This is a genomic window from Pseudoalteromonas sp. SiA1, from assembly GCF_018732205.1.
In the GTDB taxonomy this organism is placed as follows: domain Bacteria; phylum Pseudomonadota; class Gammaproteobacteria; order Enterobacterales; family Alteromonadaceae; genus Pseudoalteromonas; species Pseudoalteromonas tetraodonis.
In genome coordinates, this window is sequence record NZ_CP076085.1 from 650,034 (window position 1) to 665,120 (window position 15,087).

Below are 15,087 nucleotides of genomic sequence, written 5' to 3' on the forward strand. Positions count from 1 at the left end.
ATTGTTAAATCTAATCTTTCTTTTCGTTCATCTACTCAATAACCCCACGCTAAACGTGACTTTAGCGTGGGGTTAGAGTTCACAGTAATTTTATCTGGATAGCTCTTTTATTTTTTTCTCTGAAAACCAGCGATATAAAACAGGTAAAACAAATAATGTTAACAGTGTTGCAGTTACCAAGCCGCCAACAATAACACTCGCTAATGGGCGCTGTATTTCTGCACCAACACCATTAGACATTAACATCGGTATCAAACCTAAAGCTGATGTTATAGCAGTCATAAGTACAGGTCTTAATCTTGAAGTAGCGCCTTCAAAAACGGCTTTAGATGCTTCTAGACCGTCTTTAATACGTTGGTTGATACTTTCTACCATAACGACCCCATTCAATACCGCTACACCAAATAAGGTAATAAAGCCAACGGAGCTTGGTACAGACAAGTATTGTCCAGATAAATATAAGGAGAAAACTCCGCCAATTACAGCAAGCGGCACGTTGACCAATATCAGCATAGCTTGACCAACAGAACCAAAGGCAAAGTAAAGTAGTAGTGCGATTAGTGCTAACGATAAAGGTACAACTATAGCTAACCTATTTTGAGCACGTTTTTGACTTTCGAACTGGCCGCCAATCGAAACAGAATAACCTGAAGGTAAGTCAACCTTTTCAGCAATTACCGTTCTGATATCGGCAACCACGCTTCCCATATCTCGATTTTGTACATTTGCTTGGATAACGACTCTTCGTTGTACATCATCGCGTCTAACTTGTGGTGGGCCTGACTCAAATGAGACTGAGGCTACGTCACCCAGCCGCACCCAAGCACCAGTAGGTGATTGAAGCCGAATATCAGCAATAGCTTCTTTGTTACTTCGGTACTCTTCCTCTATGCGAACGTAAATATCATAACGTTCATTACCATTGATTATTTGTCCGGCTTCAACACCACCAATACCATCACGCACAACCTCCATTATGTCACTCACAGACAATCCAAAGCGTGATAGTTCTTGCCTGTTAGGACTTATCACCAATTGCGCTTCACCAGCAATTTGCTCCAATGCAACATCCCTTGCACCTTCAATGTTTTTAATTGCTGTTTCTATTTCTTGACCTTTAGCCGCCAGTACCTCAAGTTCAGGCCCAAACAACTTTATCGCCAACTGAGCCTTAACACCAGATAGTAGCTCATCGACACGAGTCGCAATAGGTTGAGAAAAGTTGAGTAGCAACCCAGGGAATTCTTCTAAAGATCTCTCCATTTTTCCTTGAAGTTCATATCGATTAGATGCACTGGTCCACTCAGAAACAGGCTTCAACCCTATGTAAATTTCGATGTTATTCACAGGCTCTGGGTCTCCACCTATTTCTGCTCGACCAATTCGGCTTAATGCATAGGTTACTTCAGGGAAAGCCATTAGTTTTTCTTCTAGAATTGGTGCCACAGTGAGCGCGGTATCTAAACTGGAAGAAGGTGCAAGCGTTGCTCTTAAGTTTATCGTCCCTTCTTCTAACTCAGGTACAAATTCAGTACCAATTAATGGAACTAATGCAAAGGCAGAGAAAACTAATATAAGTGCGGCTGAAATGACTAATTTGGTGCGTTTTAGTGCGAATGTAAGCCCTTTTCTGTAGAGTTTGTCTAATGGCCTAAGAACAAAGCTTTCCCTCTCTTTTACACCTGACTTAAATAAATAAGTAGCTAAAGCGGGTACAACAAACAACGCAACCACAATAGCAGATATAACAGCTAAAATGATGCTTATTGCCATAGGTTGAAATAACTTTGCCTCAACACCTTCAAAGCTAAATAAAGGCGTAAATACGACTAAAATAATAGAAGCTGCAAAAAATACGGGACGAGCCACTTCTTTACCCGCATTTTGAAGACGTAACTTAATACCATGCTCATCTTGTTCTACATCATGTGGATCAGTATCAGCACTAGGCACTCTTTCTTTTACAGTTTTTAAATGGGTAGAGTCTGGTCTATTTAAATGCTTAAACATGTTTTCAACCATCACGACTGAACCATCAACTAGCATACCAATGGCTACGGCAATGCCACCCAATGACATAAGGTTTGCAGAAATGCCCCACCAAGCCATGATCATTAACGCGATACCAATTGAAATTGGAATAGATATTAGGACAAGGAAGGTTGCACGTATATTCATTAAAAATAGTGCTAATACAATACAGATGAAAATAAATGCTAGTAATAGTGCATCAACTACTGTATCAACGGCTTTTTCAATCAAATCAGCCTGATCATAAAATGGTTCAAAGCGAACACCTTTAGGCAATGCTTGATTAATCAATGGGATTCTTGCATTGATACCATCAATGGTGGCTTTAGTATTAGACCCCATGCGTTTTAAGACAATGCCAGAGACAACTTCACCTAAATTTTCGACTTTACCGTCTTCGGTTTTGCGCGTCATTGTGACAGCACCTTGACGAATTTCACTGCCCATTTCAACTTTAGCAATATCCGAAACCGTCACAACTGTCCCATCAACTGTTTTGACGGGAACTTGTTTGATATTACTAATACCAGCGTCACCACTTTCAAACCAACCTGCACCTCTAATAACAAGCTGCTCTTGCCCACGGTTCATATACCATCCGCCAACATTGGCATTGTTGTTATCTAGGGCACCAACAACGTCTTCTTGCGTTAGGTTATAAGAAAGAAGCTTAGATGGATCTACATTTACTTGGTACTGCCTAACAATACCTCCAAAGGAGAGTACATCAGTAACACCATCGACAGGCATAACGAGTAATTTTACTACCCAATCATTGAGACTCCTGAGTGCCATAGCATCATAGCCTGCATCTTTATCTGAAATAAGAAGGTACTGAAATACTTGGCCTAGCCCTGAGGTGTTTGGCCCCATTTCGGGTGTGCCGACACCTTCTGGTATCAGTTCTTTTGCGGCTTGAAGACGCTCAAATACAAGTTGTCTTGCAAAGTAAATGTCGGTGCCTTCTTTGAAAACAACCGTGACGCCAGACAAGCCTGTTTTAGAAATTGAGCGCACTTGTTCTACATCAGGTAAGGCATACATGACCGCTTCAATGGGGTACGTAATGAGTTGTTCAACTTCTTCAGCAGCTAGTCCTGGCGCTTCAGTATTTACAGCAACTTGAACATTAGTAACATCAGGAAAGGCATCTAAATTTAGTTTTGGTATAACCATAATTGCGCCGACAATTGTGGCAAACAGCGCAATCAAAATCAGGAGTCTATTATTAACAGACCAATCTATTATTTTATTAAACATAGTCTTGCTCCTTAGTGGTTATGCGGATCAAATCCGCCTTTAGCGATTTCAGAAGCAACAAAAAATGCGCCTTTGGTTACAATTCGCGTCCCACTATCAAGGCCAATGATTTCCCTAAAATCACCTAAGGCTCGGCCTAGTTCTACTTCTACAGCTTTAAATTCTCCAGGGTGGTCTTCGACAAATACGGTCCAATCACCATCTGCGCTGCGGATCAATGCTTCTTCTGGCACAGCCATCACTTTCTGCTTTGTGGCAAACTGAAAGTAAACTTTTACAAACATACCTGAATGAAGGTTATCATCAGCATTCTGTACCCCCAATCTAATAATTCTTGTACGAGTTACGGGATCAATTGTATGGGCTTCTTGGATAACTTTGGCATTGTAACTCTGGCCTTCTAATTTAAGTACCGCAGGAGAATCAATTGATAAATTTAGCTTTTTATTTGGAGAAACTTTTGCTTCAACCCATAGTTGTTTTTCATCAGCTAACAACATGACTGAATCCCCAGCATCAACACGTTGCCCTTGGATAAAGTCGTCTTGAAGCACGACACCTTCACGGTGCGCCGTTAATGCATATTGTCCAAATGCTTTAATGTCTTTGTTAGAAATACCATTTATTGCTTTTTCAGTTAACCCTAAAGCAATGAGCTTGCCATAGCTCGCATTGTATGTTGTTTCAGCTTGTAATAATCGACTTTCACTCACCGTCTTATTACCCAGCTTTTTTACACGTTGCCATTCGGTTGAAGCGATTAAATAGTCAGCTTGTGCTTGTGCCATTGCTTCACTAAATAATGTAACTAACTTCTGACCTATTTCTACATACTCGCCAAGCGCTGCATGGCGACTGATAATGACTGACTCTGTACGTGGTGATACCACATAACTTTTATAGCCATTAGCTTTTATTTCGCCAGGTGCATATACGGAGCTAAATTGATATTCAGGCTTAACACTTTCCACTTTAATGTTAGCAAGCGACATCTTCTTTGGATCAATAGTGATACCTTCTTCATGTCCTTCTTCTCCCTCTTTATTACCACCTTCATGGCCGTGCTCGTCATGGTCACCTTTATCTTCTTCATGTCCCTTTTCGTGTTCATGCTCATCTTGATGTTCTTTTTCTTCTTGTTTCGAAACGTTTGTGACAGAACCAGTTCCATCTGACGACTGTGCAAAAGCATCATGATTTGTAGTAAACCCAACTAACAGGCAGCTAATTACTACGGCTAAAAATTTTTTACTAATTACTGTATTCATTTTTGTAACCTATATTTTTAATAAATTTAAGATTTCGTTTTTCGCTACTGAAAAAACAAAGCGCTCAAATCTCAAATTTGGATAACTGACCCATACTTAAAATGAAGGATATTTCTGCAAGCTTGAATTGATTTTCCAAACGTATTCCTGCATGAAGCCCTTCCGCACGTTGATTTAATGCAAGTAAGTAGTCAGAAGTATTAATGTCACCAGCTTCCCAGCGCTTATTTAATAAGTTTTCGCTGCTATCTAATCTGCCTTTTGTCAGTTTTTGCCATTGCTCATAATATTTTTTACTGACAATAAGCGATTCATAATTAGCTTTTGCTTCAAATGACTGCTTTCGATAAACCGACCGAAAGTTAGCCTCTGCTGCAATTGCTTCTGAATAAGCGGCTTTAACAGTATCTGAATAGTTATTTCTGATATTTAAAGGCATTGAGAAAGTCACGCCAATCAAGTCTTCATCTCCACTTTTCCCTGCGTTAACTCCAATGGTTGGATTGGCTTTAGATTCCATAGTGGTTAGTTGAGCTTTAGATTGTTTTATCTTCCATTGCGCTCTAGCGAGTTTAACTTTTGGATGTTCCTCAACCCACTGAGAGTTAAATGAATAGTTTGTTGCTCCAAAAGTAAATGAAAACAAATTGGTAGTATTAGGCGTCCAATCAGGCAATAACTCCTGAACATTTACCTCTGCATTTTTCAAAGCAATTTGCGACTCAGATATTTCACTGAAAACTTGGGACAAGTTTAAATAAACCAGTTCAGCGTCAAGTGGCTCTAAAAGTCCTGCTTTTCGCTTATCTTCAATAATTCCAACGAGCGTTTGTAATTGATTTTCTCTTACTGAAAGTAACTGAGCCACCTTTTTTGCTGCTTGCCAATTAACTATTGCAGTTAAAGCGTTAGCCTTTTTAGAATCGAGTAGAGATAACAATTGTTGCTGGTTTGCATAAACACCAATTTCACCAATGCTTTTATTTGCTGATTGCTTATCCCAAAAATCAATCGTTTGACTGATACCAATAGAATAATTATCAAAATCACCCTCTTTTTCATAGCTTGCTTCAAGCTCTGGGTTATATACGGCTTTAGTTAAGCTCTTGGCTCTATGATTACTTGCATTAAGTAACTCTTTAGCCGCAACAACTTCGGGATCTTTATTTATTTGACTATCTAGCCATGAAATACTTTTCTGTTTGGCATAAGTGGCAACTGAAAAACTCACAGCCATACATAAAGACAGGACTAAACCTGCATTTTTTAAATATATATACATAAAAATTCTTAATTTTAAAATTAATAAACACGAAACCTTTATCCATTATTAAAGGATAAATAGGTCATTAAAAATTAATCTAATTAAGAAATGGGCGGACGAAGTATCGCTTCAAGAAAGGTACTTGTTTGATCAATTTGATAAGGCGTTTTATTGATAATGTTTAGTTTGCCCGTGGTATTTGAATTACTGACTAAAATCCAAGATAAGTGGCTGCCACTGCAATGTCCGCAGTGATGACAATCTTTTTCATTATGCTGCTCATCACCTACATTATCATTTGAGACATTTCGATCATCTGCATGATCATGTTGAATTTGAAGGTGCTCTATATCTATTTGGTGATTCTCAGGTGTTGCGGATACAACAGCAGTTAACGATTGCAAAACAATCGAAACGACTAATAGTATTTTTAACGCAACATTGAATTTCAAAATAAACACCTACTTAAATATGAAAAATTATAATATCAAAAAAAGGTTTTCTAAACTAGCCATGCGCATGTTTTTCATGCTCGTCACGGCAAGTTTCTTGAGGAAACTCAAACTCAATGGTTGTATGAGATAAATTATAAGAAGAAAGTTCCTTAGCCACTTGTTGTTTTAGCCTAATTAATTTATCAACCTCAAAGTTATGGGCTAACTCTAGGTGAGCAGTTAATACGTGACTTTCCCCGTCTAATGACCAAAAGTGCATATGATGAATCCCATTAATTTCAGGTATAGCCTTTATCGCTTTTTCAATATTATTCTGCACTTCTTCATCAGGTGTAGCTTGAAGAAATAGTGCCAATGTTGTTTTCAGGTTTTTCAAAACGTTAAACAATATAAACAGTGTAAAGCCTATAGAAAGCAAAGGATCTAATATTGGTAGATCTACAAAAAGCAGCACGATAGAAACAATTAGGACTGCAACCCAGCCAAGTACGTCTTCAAGCAAATGCCACGTAAGTACTTTTTCGTTCAGCGTTTTACCCGCTTTTAGTTTAAATACTGCATACCCATTAACAGCAACCCCAAGTAATGCAAGACCCAACATTCCTTCAGCCATTGGCATTTCAGGATTAGATAATCTTGGTATTGCTTCAAATAGCACCCAGACAGAACCAATAACTAATACAATACTGTTAATTAATGCGCCAAACAGGGTAAGACGACGATAGCCATAGCTAAATCTATCGGATGCTTCTTTATCCGAGAAACGACTCAGTATCCAAGCGAATCCTATAGATAAACTGTCACCCAGGTCATGTACAGCATCAGCCATAATAGCGGTACTGTTGGTTAGCCAACCACCAATAAATTCGATAATAGTAAATGAAACATTAAGGAAAAATGTCCAACCTATACGGTCGTCTTTTCCATGCGAATGGCTATGGCTATGATTGTGCATTTTCCACCTCAAGAACTTTTAAATTTCTTACATTGACTACGTTAAAATTGATAAAGTGACGGATCACTCGTTGATACATCCAACGTTTGATTCCTGATAAGTTAGTTCCTTTTTCGAGATAAAACTCATCAGGGGAATTATAAACACCAAAATCATCATGAATACCTTCTTTTTGTATATAGGTATCTTGACCACGCCAATCTGTATCTGGCGAAGAGAAACACTTTGTTGCAACACCATAACCACAAAATTCGTTTTTTATTTGACTAAATTTGTGCTGTAGTGAACTTAAATATTGTTCATCTAATATAAAGCCTTCTAAGTTTATCCAACGATCCTTGAAATAAACTTCAATCCAACTATGAATGATATATTTAGGTGCTAACCAAAATACATAAGTTGGAATAGCTCCTTTTTGTAATCGCTGCTCAATAGTAAAGCCGTGAAAACGACATTGAATACCTAATCCTCGTAACAAAGCCATCAGCAAGTTACCCTTGGTATTGCATTGTCCGTAACCATCGGCTAAAACACTGCTTGCTGAAATATCATCACTCTCATTGTAACCAAATAATATTTCATCTTTAACAAATTGGTAGGCTGCACCAATTTTGTTGAAGTCATCGAGTTCTTGCCAATTACGCTCAGAAATTAATGATTGAATTGTAGAGTGTTCAAAATTTACTATCTTGGTTTTTTCTAGATATTTGCTATTCATTGATGTTTCCTTACTTTGAACAACCAAAGGTTGATTGTTTATCTTCATTTGGTGTTTAACGTGTTTTCTCAGCAACAGCTAATTCTTGTTTAGCATCGCTTAGTATTCGGTAAGCGCCTCGAAGAATTAACATTGAAATGATGCTACCAATGACGATATCAGGCCAACGCTGTTTCAGCACCATAACGAGTATGCCTGCGATAACGACACCAAGATTTGCAATTACATCATTCGCTGAAAATATCCAGCTAGCTCTCATATGTACTTCATCGTTGTTGTGCTTTCGAATAAGGATGAGACAAATCACATTTGCAACTAAAGCAACCATGCCTACGCCAATCATAAACCAAGAGTGAGGCTCACTTTCACCATACAGCCTTCTAGCAATATCCATTAGAATTAGCACGCCTAACCCCAGTTGGAAATAGCCACTCACTAAAGCAGCATTAGCCTTATGTTGGATTGACTTTCCCACCGCGTATAGTGCAATTGCATAGACGATTGCATCCGCTAGCATGTCTAACGAATCTGCAATTAAAGCCGTTGATTCTGATAACCAACCAAAGCCAATTTCAAAAACAAACATCGAGGCATTGATAGCCAGAAGCCAATAAAGCACCGTTTTTTGCTGGTTATCTTTTAGCTCAACTTCACACCCACAATCGCTCATTTTCATCTCCGATTAACTTGTATGCTCTAACTATAAATCCTATAGTGACTATAGGGTCAAGTTTATTTGGAAATTTTATGAAAATTGGTGAGTTATCGAAAACATCGGGGTATTCAGTACAAACCATCCGATATTATGAAAAGGAGGGCTTGCTGTCAGATCCTGATCGCACTGAAGGGAATTTCAGGTTGTATTCTAATAAGGCATTTAAAGAGCTAGAGTTCGTAAAGCATTGTCGAAGTTTAGATATTCCGCTTAATGATATTAAGCGACTCATTGAATTAAAAAACAAGCCAGAGGAGAGTTGCTCTAGTGTAAATGCATTAATTGATCGGCAACTAACTTTAGTTAATCAACGAATGAAGGAATTGAATGCACTCAAAAAAGAGTTAAAACTAATGGCAAGCTCTTGCGGGTCTGACGGTACAATTGAAGTCTGTGGCATTATCAAGTCATTAGATAGTTGAACTAAATATAACTTTAGATTAGTAGTATTCACAAAGGCAATAATGAAAACCATTGGCAAATTAGCACAATCATTAAATTTAAATGTAGAAACCATTCGTTTTTATGAACGAGAAGGACTGATTACACAACCTGAAAAACCAATATCTGGTTATAGACAATATGACGAATCAATAGCAGGACAACTTAGGTTTATCACAAAAGCCAAAGCGCTCGGCTTTACGTTAAGAGAAATAAAATCGCTAATGTCTATGGACAGCAACTGCGCTCAAGTTGAGCTATTAAACCGACAAAAGTTAGCAATCATTCGAGACAAAATTAATGACCTTCAACGTTTAGAGAAAGTAATTGTGGGTATGACAAATACCTGTATGCAAAACGAAGATCCAACACATTGCCCCATAATTGACTCATTAAAATGATTGACTCCGTACTTGTATACGGAGTTTAGAATGATGGTAATATCAACCAATAGACTTTCAAATGATAAATAAAATATTAGACAGAGTAGGCTCTAGTGGCGTTTGGCTAGCGGCACGGCCTGCCTCCCTGCATTAAGGTCACTTGCATCGGCATTAGGACTAGGCTTCTTCTCTCACTTCGAAGGAATAGCTGTAAATACGCTTTTACCTATTTTTGCATCTTTGGAACTATTGGTAAACTTATACAACTGGCACAAAAATAAAAACCATACCAGAGCTGTCTTCAGCATTCTAGGGCCTGTAGCAGTGCTATTAACGCTTTATCCTCTTTGGCTATATGATTGGAGCACATACCTATTTTACTTTGGTATTTGCTTAATGGTCGTTATGTCGGTTTTGGATATCGTAAAACCAGTAAGGGAGCAAACATGCAACGTATGGCTAATTGCCGTCGTTGAAACGATTAACGGTCAATGTCTGCTTTTCGCTCAAAGCTGCCCTTAGAGCATTTACGTTAACTCGTTTTGGGGCAGAAACGAGTTTGGACTTTCCAGCTTTCACTTGACATCGGCTTATAATCTTAAAGTACAAAATGGGAGTAAACTTCCGTTTCTAGTGCTTCAAAGGTAGTTATCGAAATATATTCTGTTTCTTGAAAACGTTAACCTAGATAGCTATATAAACAACTTTTCAGGGTCTTATTTCAGCGAAAACCGGACGATCACCTTTTTATACCAAATGCATTTAAGATTTCCCTGACTTGAACTAACTACTGTATTGGAAATAGCAATTTGGCTCCTATATAAGGAATAATATGAGTATCGTGAGATAAGATTTACTTAGCTACTTTATGTTAATGTAAATAAGGTAATAATTAACTTTTAAGGTTGAAGTAATGGAATATAACAATCTATCCAAGCTTGTAAAAAAAGTTCTCAAAACAGATCAAAGTGGTAATACAACAATGCCCTCAAGACGCGAAATGACAAGCAAAATTTTTGCGTTTATTATGCTTATTCCTGGAATTACCAGCATTGTGATGACAGTAACAAGCGAAGGAGGGGAAAGTATTTTCTTCGCGATTTCTGCAAGCTTCTTTTTAAGTATATCTATATTGCTTTTTGGTCGAAAGAGCCGCTTAGAGTTTAACGGGACAGAAAAACAGCTTAATTTAAAAACCGCATTATGGGGTTACTTTCAAAGAAGTAAAGTTATTACATCGTTTGATACACTATCAATTGAATTAAGTAGTATAGGCGCGCAAGGCCCTTATCAAATTAAGTTTGTTGATCAGTTATATGAATTTAAACAGTATACAGATGCTAAAATGTTCATTTCGTTTTTATATAAAAAATATAATATTATTGCTGCTGAAACCATATCGGATTGGCCAAATAAAACGCCGATAAGGTTTGCTCAAAGCGAATTAGATATTTCACCACAAATTGCTCATGATAGCACTAAAGCTAATTCAAACTCTCATCTGAAAGATGTAGATTTTAATAGAGAGGATCTTGTTTTCATTGAAATATGGGATCGCAAATCGCTAATAAAACTATCCCTGCCATTTTTTGTTTTTACAGCCATTGCCGGCTTAGTTAAATACGGAGTGCTGTAATGTATTTTAAAGAACTATCTAGTGAGCTAGCTATTTATCGACAACCAAGGTTAACTAGATTATTGCTAGTTTTGTTGTGTGGTTTCTTTTTATTTATCGGACTAATTAATGTGTTTAATTCTGATGAAGCAAAATCATTACCAATATGGGTATCTGGGTTTATATGCTGGTTAGGGTGGAGTGGCTCGTTTGGTGGCTATGTATGTCGTTTTGATCTCGCAAAACAAACCTTGGAATTAAAGTCTAGTAGTTTATATACTATTTTTAAACGTGTTTATAAATTATCAGATATTAAAGGTTTTAAAGCTATACCAAGAAAAGGCTACACACATAACTATAGATTATATGCAGTGTTAACTGATAATACTCATGTTGCTTTCGCAAGCTACAAAGGACGAGGATTTGCAGTTAAGGAGTGTATAAAAATGGCTGACTTTGTCAGTAAGCCTTATCAAATCAATATTGATACAGCTCCATTATAATTTTATGAGAACTAAGTAGCGCGGATTAACATATTTTTTAGAAACCAATGCCAAACGCTTAGTTGTACTCCGGTGTTTATGGAGTTTAAGCTTAGCTCGCTACAAAAGAATTCGGGTATGAGCGATAATCGGTCATCGAGACTGGCTGAATATCGTCGTTAATTGATTGGTTAAACTGCTCTTTGCGCATATATTCATGAAAATGAGCGCTGCCCGCATATTGGTTCATTTAACTTTACCTAAAAAATTTAGAAAACTTAGTGATAGTAATGCCTTAGGTAATTTGTTAAAACTATATAAAGTAGATAAATGAGCGTTAAGTCGGCAGAAATATGCGCGATGAGCGCACTATTAAATTGTTATATTTCAAATGGAGTCTTTAAGTGAGTCAGCAGGAATTACACGATTTAATTATTTATCAAGATAGGTATTTTGAGATATTAACGGAGTTTTTCCTCTGCGTTACAGGCTGTTTGCCACGTGATTTTTCTCCATTGGAGAGCTTCTCTGACTCAATTCAAGGAATCGCATCTGTTTTAAGAGAGAACCCTAAAAGAGCTGAAAAGTCTATGATGGCTTTTTCAAGTCTCGAAAAAAATCTTAAGAAATTATATTCAGAAGAAGGTGGTAAAGCTTTTAGTGCAGCCAAGAAATTAGATGCATGTAAATTGAACTTGGGAGGGAGTAGTCGCTTTTTACAAACACAGTTAAATGCTACACGTAAATCACTTCTCTATTCCGATACAGTTTTAATTCCAGACCCTGTCATGCCGTGGTTAGAAAAAAAACGTGATGAAGAAAAGTTTAATCATGTCATACCCCTTCAAATGGCTTTTTTCATATTGCATTTGTCTGACATTAAAGGTGACGAGTTTGATCTACCGCCATTTATTGTATTTCCAAGCTTTGAAAAATCACTTGAAGAACACGATCAGCAAACGCAAGAAAATAGTGTTCAACTTATCACCGATGTGTTTTCACATTATGTCGATTCAGGTATAGCGCACCCGCAAGATATAATGGAGTTCGCTACAAATCACCCCGACCAATACTTTCAAAAGATAGAAGAGGCAAGACTTTTTGTTTCACCAGGTTCTGAGCCAGGGGAGTCTGTGAAAGTAGAATTAGAAAATTACAAAGCTGAAATGAGGCAGTGGAGGTCAGAAGATTGGTGTAATGAGTTGTTTTCGAATGGTGATGCAAGTGTTGTAACTAATGCGATCTTTGAACGTATTATGCCAAATTATCATTTACTAGAAAATGCAGATGAACTTAGGAGTCATCCATTTCTGTGTGTTAATGCGCAGGCGCATTATTACCAGCTTATTGCAAATATGAAGAATGCATCTGCTGGTGAAGTTGCGTCATTTGACCCATCTACATCAGCAATTTTACAGTCTCTTACATCTAAAAGACTTGATTATTTAGCTAATATTGAAGACTCGCAACTTGTGGCATTGAGAAAGACAGATGAAAATATTGAGTTTAGAAGAGAGTTAAGAGATTTAGTTAACAGCTTACCTAATACCAAGGTCGAAGATTTAGGGTATGTTGCTGCTGAAGTGTACTCCCATATTGAAAGAGCAATATCGAAACATGAGAAGCAAGTTTCATTATTTAATGATAAATATCAAGCAAAGCATAAATACACAGCTTTAATTGCTGGTGGTACATTAGGTGTAACTATGTTTCCCGTTTTAGCTCCTTTCTTAGGTGCGTTACTTCCCCTTGGTGCGGCTGCAGCTACAGGTAAGTATGTTTCAGATAAACTTGATGAAAAAGCTGAAATTGGACAATTTTCTCACTCCATGATGGGAGTAATTTCGCGAGCAAAAGGGAAGTGAAATATAACAAGACGCTGCTACGGAAAATTTACTCGCTGGCGCTCCTAAATTTCCGCAGAGCGCGGCGTTAGTTTTCAATGGAGAGTAGATGAACATTTTAAGTAAATTAGTCATTGTCAGTATTGTATTACTCATTACTGGGTGCGCTAGTATTTTAGGTGTCACTGGTGCGGATACTGGAAAAAGAATTAACGATGACTGGGTTGCATATAACGTCACTCATCCGGGGCTTACAATTAAAATTATTGTACCTTATGCTCCCGATTTAATGCCAATATCTACGGTTGGTAAATCATCACCTTCGCCGTTGAGACATACTATTATATTTGGAACCAAATCAAATCAACATAAGCTTGAAGTTGTAGGTAAGTACAAAAAAGAACTGTATTTTGGTAATAAGTTTTATGGTTCAATTTGGTCGGGTGAAGTTTTGATTCGAGACGGTAGCCTTTCAATAGACGGTAAGTTGGTATCAGTAACAGAAAACTAACAAGTGCAGTCAACGGACAAATTTTACTGCAAGCGTTATGTGTCATCGAGGTATTGTGAAAATTTCAAATTTAGTAGATTGCCCGAGTGAAATTGAGGTTGTCGCCAATTGGTATTTTAATGAGTGGGATCATAAGGATTCGGAAGCGACGCTAGAAAATGTTATCGAAAAGGTTTCTTCAATTTCAAACCGAACCGCATTTGTCGCTCATATTGACGGTGAATTAGCAGGAGCTGGAGAATTAAAATATCGCGAATACTCTGACTATCCTAGCTATAACCATTGGCTAGATGGAATCTGTGTACCTATAGAACATCGAGGGAAAGGTATATCAACAGCACTAATCGAGTTTGCTAAATCAAAGTCGATTGAGTTACAAATACCAGCTATATATCTTCGTTGTGAAGAGCACCTCGTGAAACTTTATGAATCTCATGGTTTTCAAGTTGTCTGTGTTGAAGAAACTAAGTTCATAATGGAATTTAAAGTGAACACATAACAAGGGCTTTCAAGTCGGATAAATTACAGTTGGCTTTTTGTTCGTGCCTCACTTATTTTAGCCAACAGCAATTTACCGCTTAAAACGGCGTTACCACTGTCTGCAAATGGCATAAACCGGAAATAGCCCTCGCACTAATTCTATATTTATACATTAAGGTTTCTTCAGGCTTTAAAGTAACTAATTCTCAATCATTCAATCATTCAATAATTTACCTAAATCTAATCCTACTCAAATTTAAGGCGAGACTTTAGTTAATAAATCTCAATCTGAGTGCTATACCTTGCTTTAAATTCAAACAATTCTCAAGCTGCCGCGAATTCTCAACTTAAGTGGCGCTGGCCAAAAAAAATGCAAAAAATTCAAATTTTATAAAAAACCAATTGATAACTATTTTCGTTTAGATTAATATAAACCCACTAAATGAAATTGAGAGTTGTTTGTATTCATGTATGTTTGTCTTTGTCACGGTGTGACCGATAAAAAAATTGAGCAAACCATCGACGATGGTGCTACTACCATGCGCGAGCTAACTAAAGAGCTTAAAGTGGGCAGCCAATGCGGTAAGTGTTGTGGCTGTACTAAAAAGATCCTCAATCGTAAACTGATTCAAATAGCAGATATAACCGATCAAGTGGCCTAATAG

General features: G+C 37.5%; 17 protein-coding genes. 9 read left to right on the forward strand and 8 right to left on the reverse strand.

Annotated features, from left to right (window positions below; all coding sequences use genetic code 11):
• Positions 1-90 precede the first annotated feature (90 nt).
• The 7 genes from KK487_RS18200 to KK487_RS18230 form a co-directional block, all read right to left on the reverse strand.
• On the reverse strand, positions 91-3,291 hold the full coding sequence (locus KK487_RS18200; protein ID WP_004588883.1) for an efflux RND transporter permease subunit: 3,201 nt from the start codon (positions 3,289-3,291) through the stop codon (positions 91-93).
• A gap of 11 nt (positions 3,292-3,302) precedes the next feature.
• The gene (locus KK487_RS18205; protein WP_002962258.1) at positions 3,303-4,559 is read right to left on the reverse strand and encodes an efflux RND transporter periplasmic adaptor subunit; all 1,257 of its coding nucleotides are present in this window, start codon (positions 4,557-4,559) and stop codon (positions 3,303-3,305) included.
• Between the two features lie 64 nt (positions 4,560-4,623).
• A complete protein-coding gene (locus tag KK487_RS18210; protein ID WP_008468875.1) occupies positions 4,624-5,841 on the reverse strand; it encodes a TolC family protein in 1,218 nt (405 codons plus the stop codon).
• An 83-nt stretch (positions 5,842-5,924) separates the two neighbouring features.
• On the reverse strand, positions 5,925-6,275 hold the full coding sequence (locus KK487_RS18215) for a hypothetical protein (RefSeq protein ID WP_004588885.1): 351 nt from the start codon (positions 6,273-6,275) through the stop codon (positions 5,925-5,927).
• A 55-nt stretch (positions 6,276-6,330) separates the two neighbouring features.
• Complete coding sequence (locus KK487_RS18220; RefSeq protein WP_004588886.1) at positions 6,331-7,233, reverse strand: cation diffusion facilitator family transporter; 903 nt, start codon at positions 7,231-7,233, stop codon at positions 6,331-6,333.
• The gene (locus KK487_RS18225; RefSeq protein WP_004588887.1) at positions 7,220-7,951 is read right to left on the reverse strand and encodes a transglutaminase-like domain-containing protein; all 732 of its coding nucleotides are present in this window, start codon (positions 7,949-7,951) and stop codon (positions 7,220-7,222) included. The genes KK487_RS18220 and KK487_RS18225 overlap by 14 nt, the downstream gene beginning before the upstream one ends.
• A 55-nt stretch (positions 7,952-8,006) precedes the next feature.
• Positions 8,007-8,621, reverse strand: a complete 615-nt coding sequence (locus KK487_RS18230) for a cation efflux transmembrane domain-containing protein (RefSeq protein WP_004588888.1) — start codon at positions 8,619-8,621, stop codon at positions 8,007-8,009.
• Positions 8,622-8,698: 77 nt separating this feature from the next.
• On the opposite strand from KK487_RS18230, the gene KK487_RS18235 reads away from it, so the two are divergent.
• From KK487_RS18235 to KK487_RS18255, 5 genes are all read left to right on the forward strand, one after another.
• Positions 8,699-9,088: a Cd(II)/Pb(II)-responsive transcriptional regulator gene (locus KK487_RS18235; RefSeq protein WP_004588889.1), complete on the forward strand. Its 390-nt coding sequence runs from the start codon at positions 8,699-8,701 to the stop codon at positions 9,086-9,088.
• Positions 9,089-9,130: 42 nt separating this feature from the next.
• Positions 9,131-9,508, forward strand: coding sequence for a MerR family transcriptional regulator (locus KK487_RS18240; RefSeq protein ID WP_004588890.1), 378 nt, complete (start codon positions 9,131-9,133; stop codon positions 9,506-9,508).
• A gap of 102 nt (positions 9,509-9,610) precedes the next feature.
• Complete coding sequence (locus KK487_RS18245) at positions 9,611-10,012, forward strand: MerC family mercury resistance protein (RefSeq protein ID WP_239978102.1); 402 nt, start codon at positions 9,611-9,613, stop codon at positions 10,010-10,012.
• A gap of 391 nt (positions 10,013-10,403) precedes the next feature.
• Positions 10,404-11,126, forward strand: a complete 723-nt coding sequence (locus KK487_RS18250; RefSeq protein ID WP_036955027.1) for a hypothetical protein — start codon at positions 10,404-10,406, stop codon at positions 11,124-11,126.
• Positions 11,126-11,608, forward strand: coding sequence for a hypothetical protein (locus KK487_RS18255; protein WP_036955025.1), 483 nt, complete (start codon positions 11,126-11,128; stop codon positions 11,606-11,608). The genes KK487_RS18250 and KK487_RS18255 overlap by 1 nt, the downstream gene beginning before the upstream one ends.
• 91 nt (positions 11,609-11,699) lie before the next feature.
• Here the strand turns inward: KK487_RS18255 and KK487_RS18260 are convergent, their stop codons facing one another.
• A complete protein-coding gene (locus KK487_RS18260; RefSeq protein ID WP_161781326.1) occupies positions 11,700-11,837 on the reverse strand; it encodes a hypothetical protein in 138 nt (45 codons plus the stop codon).
• Positions 11,838-11,991: 154 nt separating this feature from the next.
• Here KK487_RS18260 and KK487_RS18265 point away from each other — a divergent pair, with 154 nt between their 5' ends.
• The 4 genes from KK487_RS18265 to KK487_RS18280 all read left to right on the forward strand — a co-directional run bounded on the left by KK487_RS18265 (position 11,992) and on the right by KK487_RS18280 (position 15,084).
• Positions 11,992-13,452 carry a hypothetical protein gene (locus KK487_RS18265; protein ID WP_128583032.1) on the forward strand — a complete coding sequence of 487 codons (1,461 nt, stop codon included), beginning with the start codon at positions 11,992-11,994 and terminating at the stop codon, positions 13,450-13,452.
• Between the two features lie 88 nt (positions 13,453-13,540).
• Positions 13,541-13,942, forward strand: coding sequence for a hypothetical protein (locus tag KK487_RS18270; RefSeq protein ID WP_128583031.1), 402 nt, complete (start codon positions 13,541-13,543; stop codon positions 13,940-13,942).
• Positions 13,943-13,997: 55 nt separating this feature from the next.
• Complete coding sequence (locus KK487_RS18275; RefSeq protein ID WP_215522189.1) at positions 13,998-14,441, forward strand: GNAT family N-acetyltransferase; 444 nt, start codon at positions 13,998-14,000, stop codon at positions 14,439-14,441.
• Positions 14,442-14,889: 448 nt separating this feature from the next.
• Entirely contained in the window at positions 14,890-15,084 is a 195-nt protein-coding gene (locus KK487_RS18280) for a (2Fe-2S)-binding protein (protein ID WP_036955022.1), read from the forward strand.
• Positions 15,085-15,087: the final 3 nt, after the last annotated feature.

What these genes read in the sequence shown, in the direction of transcription:
- KK487_RS18200 (WP_004588883.1), bottom strand. Translation starts at nt 3,291, where the DNA reads ATGTTTAATAAAATAATAGATTGGTCTGTTAATAATAGACTCCTGATT.
- KK487_RS18205 (WP_002962258.1), bottom strand. Translation starts at nt 4,559, where the DNA reads ATGAATACAGTAATTAGTAAAAAATTTTTAGCCGTAGTAATTAGCTGC.
- KK487_RS18210 (WP_008468875.1), bottom strand. Translation starts at nt 5,841, where the DNA reads ATGTATATATATTTAAAAAATGCAGGTTTAGTCCTGTCTTTATGTATG.
- KK487_RS18220 (WP_004588886.1), bottom strand. Translation starts at nt 7,233, where the DNA reads ATGCACAATCATAGCCATAGCCATTCGCATGGAAAAGACGACCGTATA.
- KK487_RS18225 (WP_004588887.1), bottom strand. Translation starts at nt 7,951, where the DNA reads ATGAATAGCAAATATCTAGAAAAAACCAAGATAGTAAATTTTGAACAC.
- KK487_RS18230 (WP_004588888.1), bottom strand. Translation starts at nt 8,621, where the DNA reads ATGAGCGATTGTGGGTGTGAAGTTGAGCTAAAAGATAACCAGCAAAAA.
- KK487_RS18235 (WP_004588889.1), top strand. Translation starts at nt 8,699, where the DNA reads ATGAAAATTGGTGAGTTATCGAAAACATCGGGGTATTCAGTACAAACC.
- KK487_RS18240 (WP_004588890.1), top strand. Translation starts at nt 9,131, where the DNA reads ATGAAAACCATTGGCAAATTAGCACAATCATTAAATTTAAATGTAGAA.
- KK487_RS18250 (WP_036955027.1), top strand. Translation starts at nt 10,404, where the DNA reads ATGGAATATAACAATCTATCCAAGCTTGTAAAAAAAGTTCTCAAAACA.
- KK487_RS18255 (WP_036955025.1), top strand. Translation starts at nt 11,126, where the DNA reads ATGTATTTTAAAGAACTATCTAGTGAGCTAGCTATTTATCGACAACCA.
- KK487_RS18260 (WP_161781326.1), bottom strand. Translation starts at nt 11,837, where the DNA reads ATGAACCAATATGCGGGCAGCGCTCATTTTCATGAATATATGCGCAAA.
- KK487_RS18270 (WP_128583031.1), top strand. Translation starts at nt 13,541, where the DNA reads ATGAACATTTTAAGTAAATTAGTCATTGTCAGTATTGTATTACTCATT.
- KK487_RS18280 (WP_036955022.1), top strand. Translation starts at nt 14,890, where the DNA reads ATGTATGTTTGTCTTTGTCACGGTGTGACCGATAAAAAAATTGAGCAA.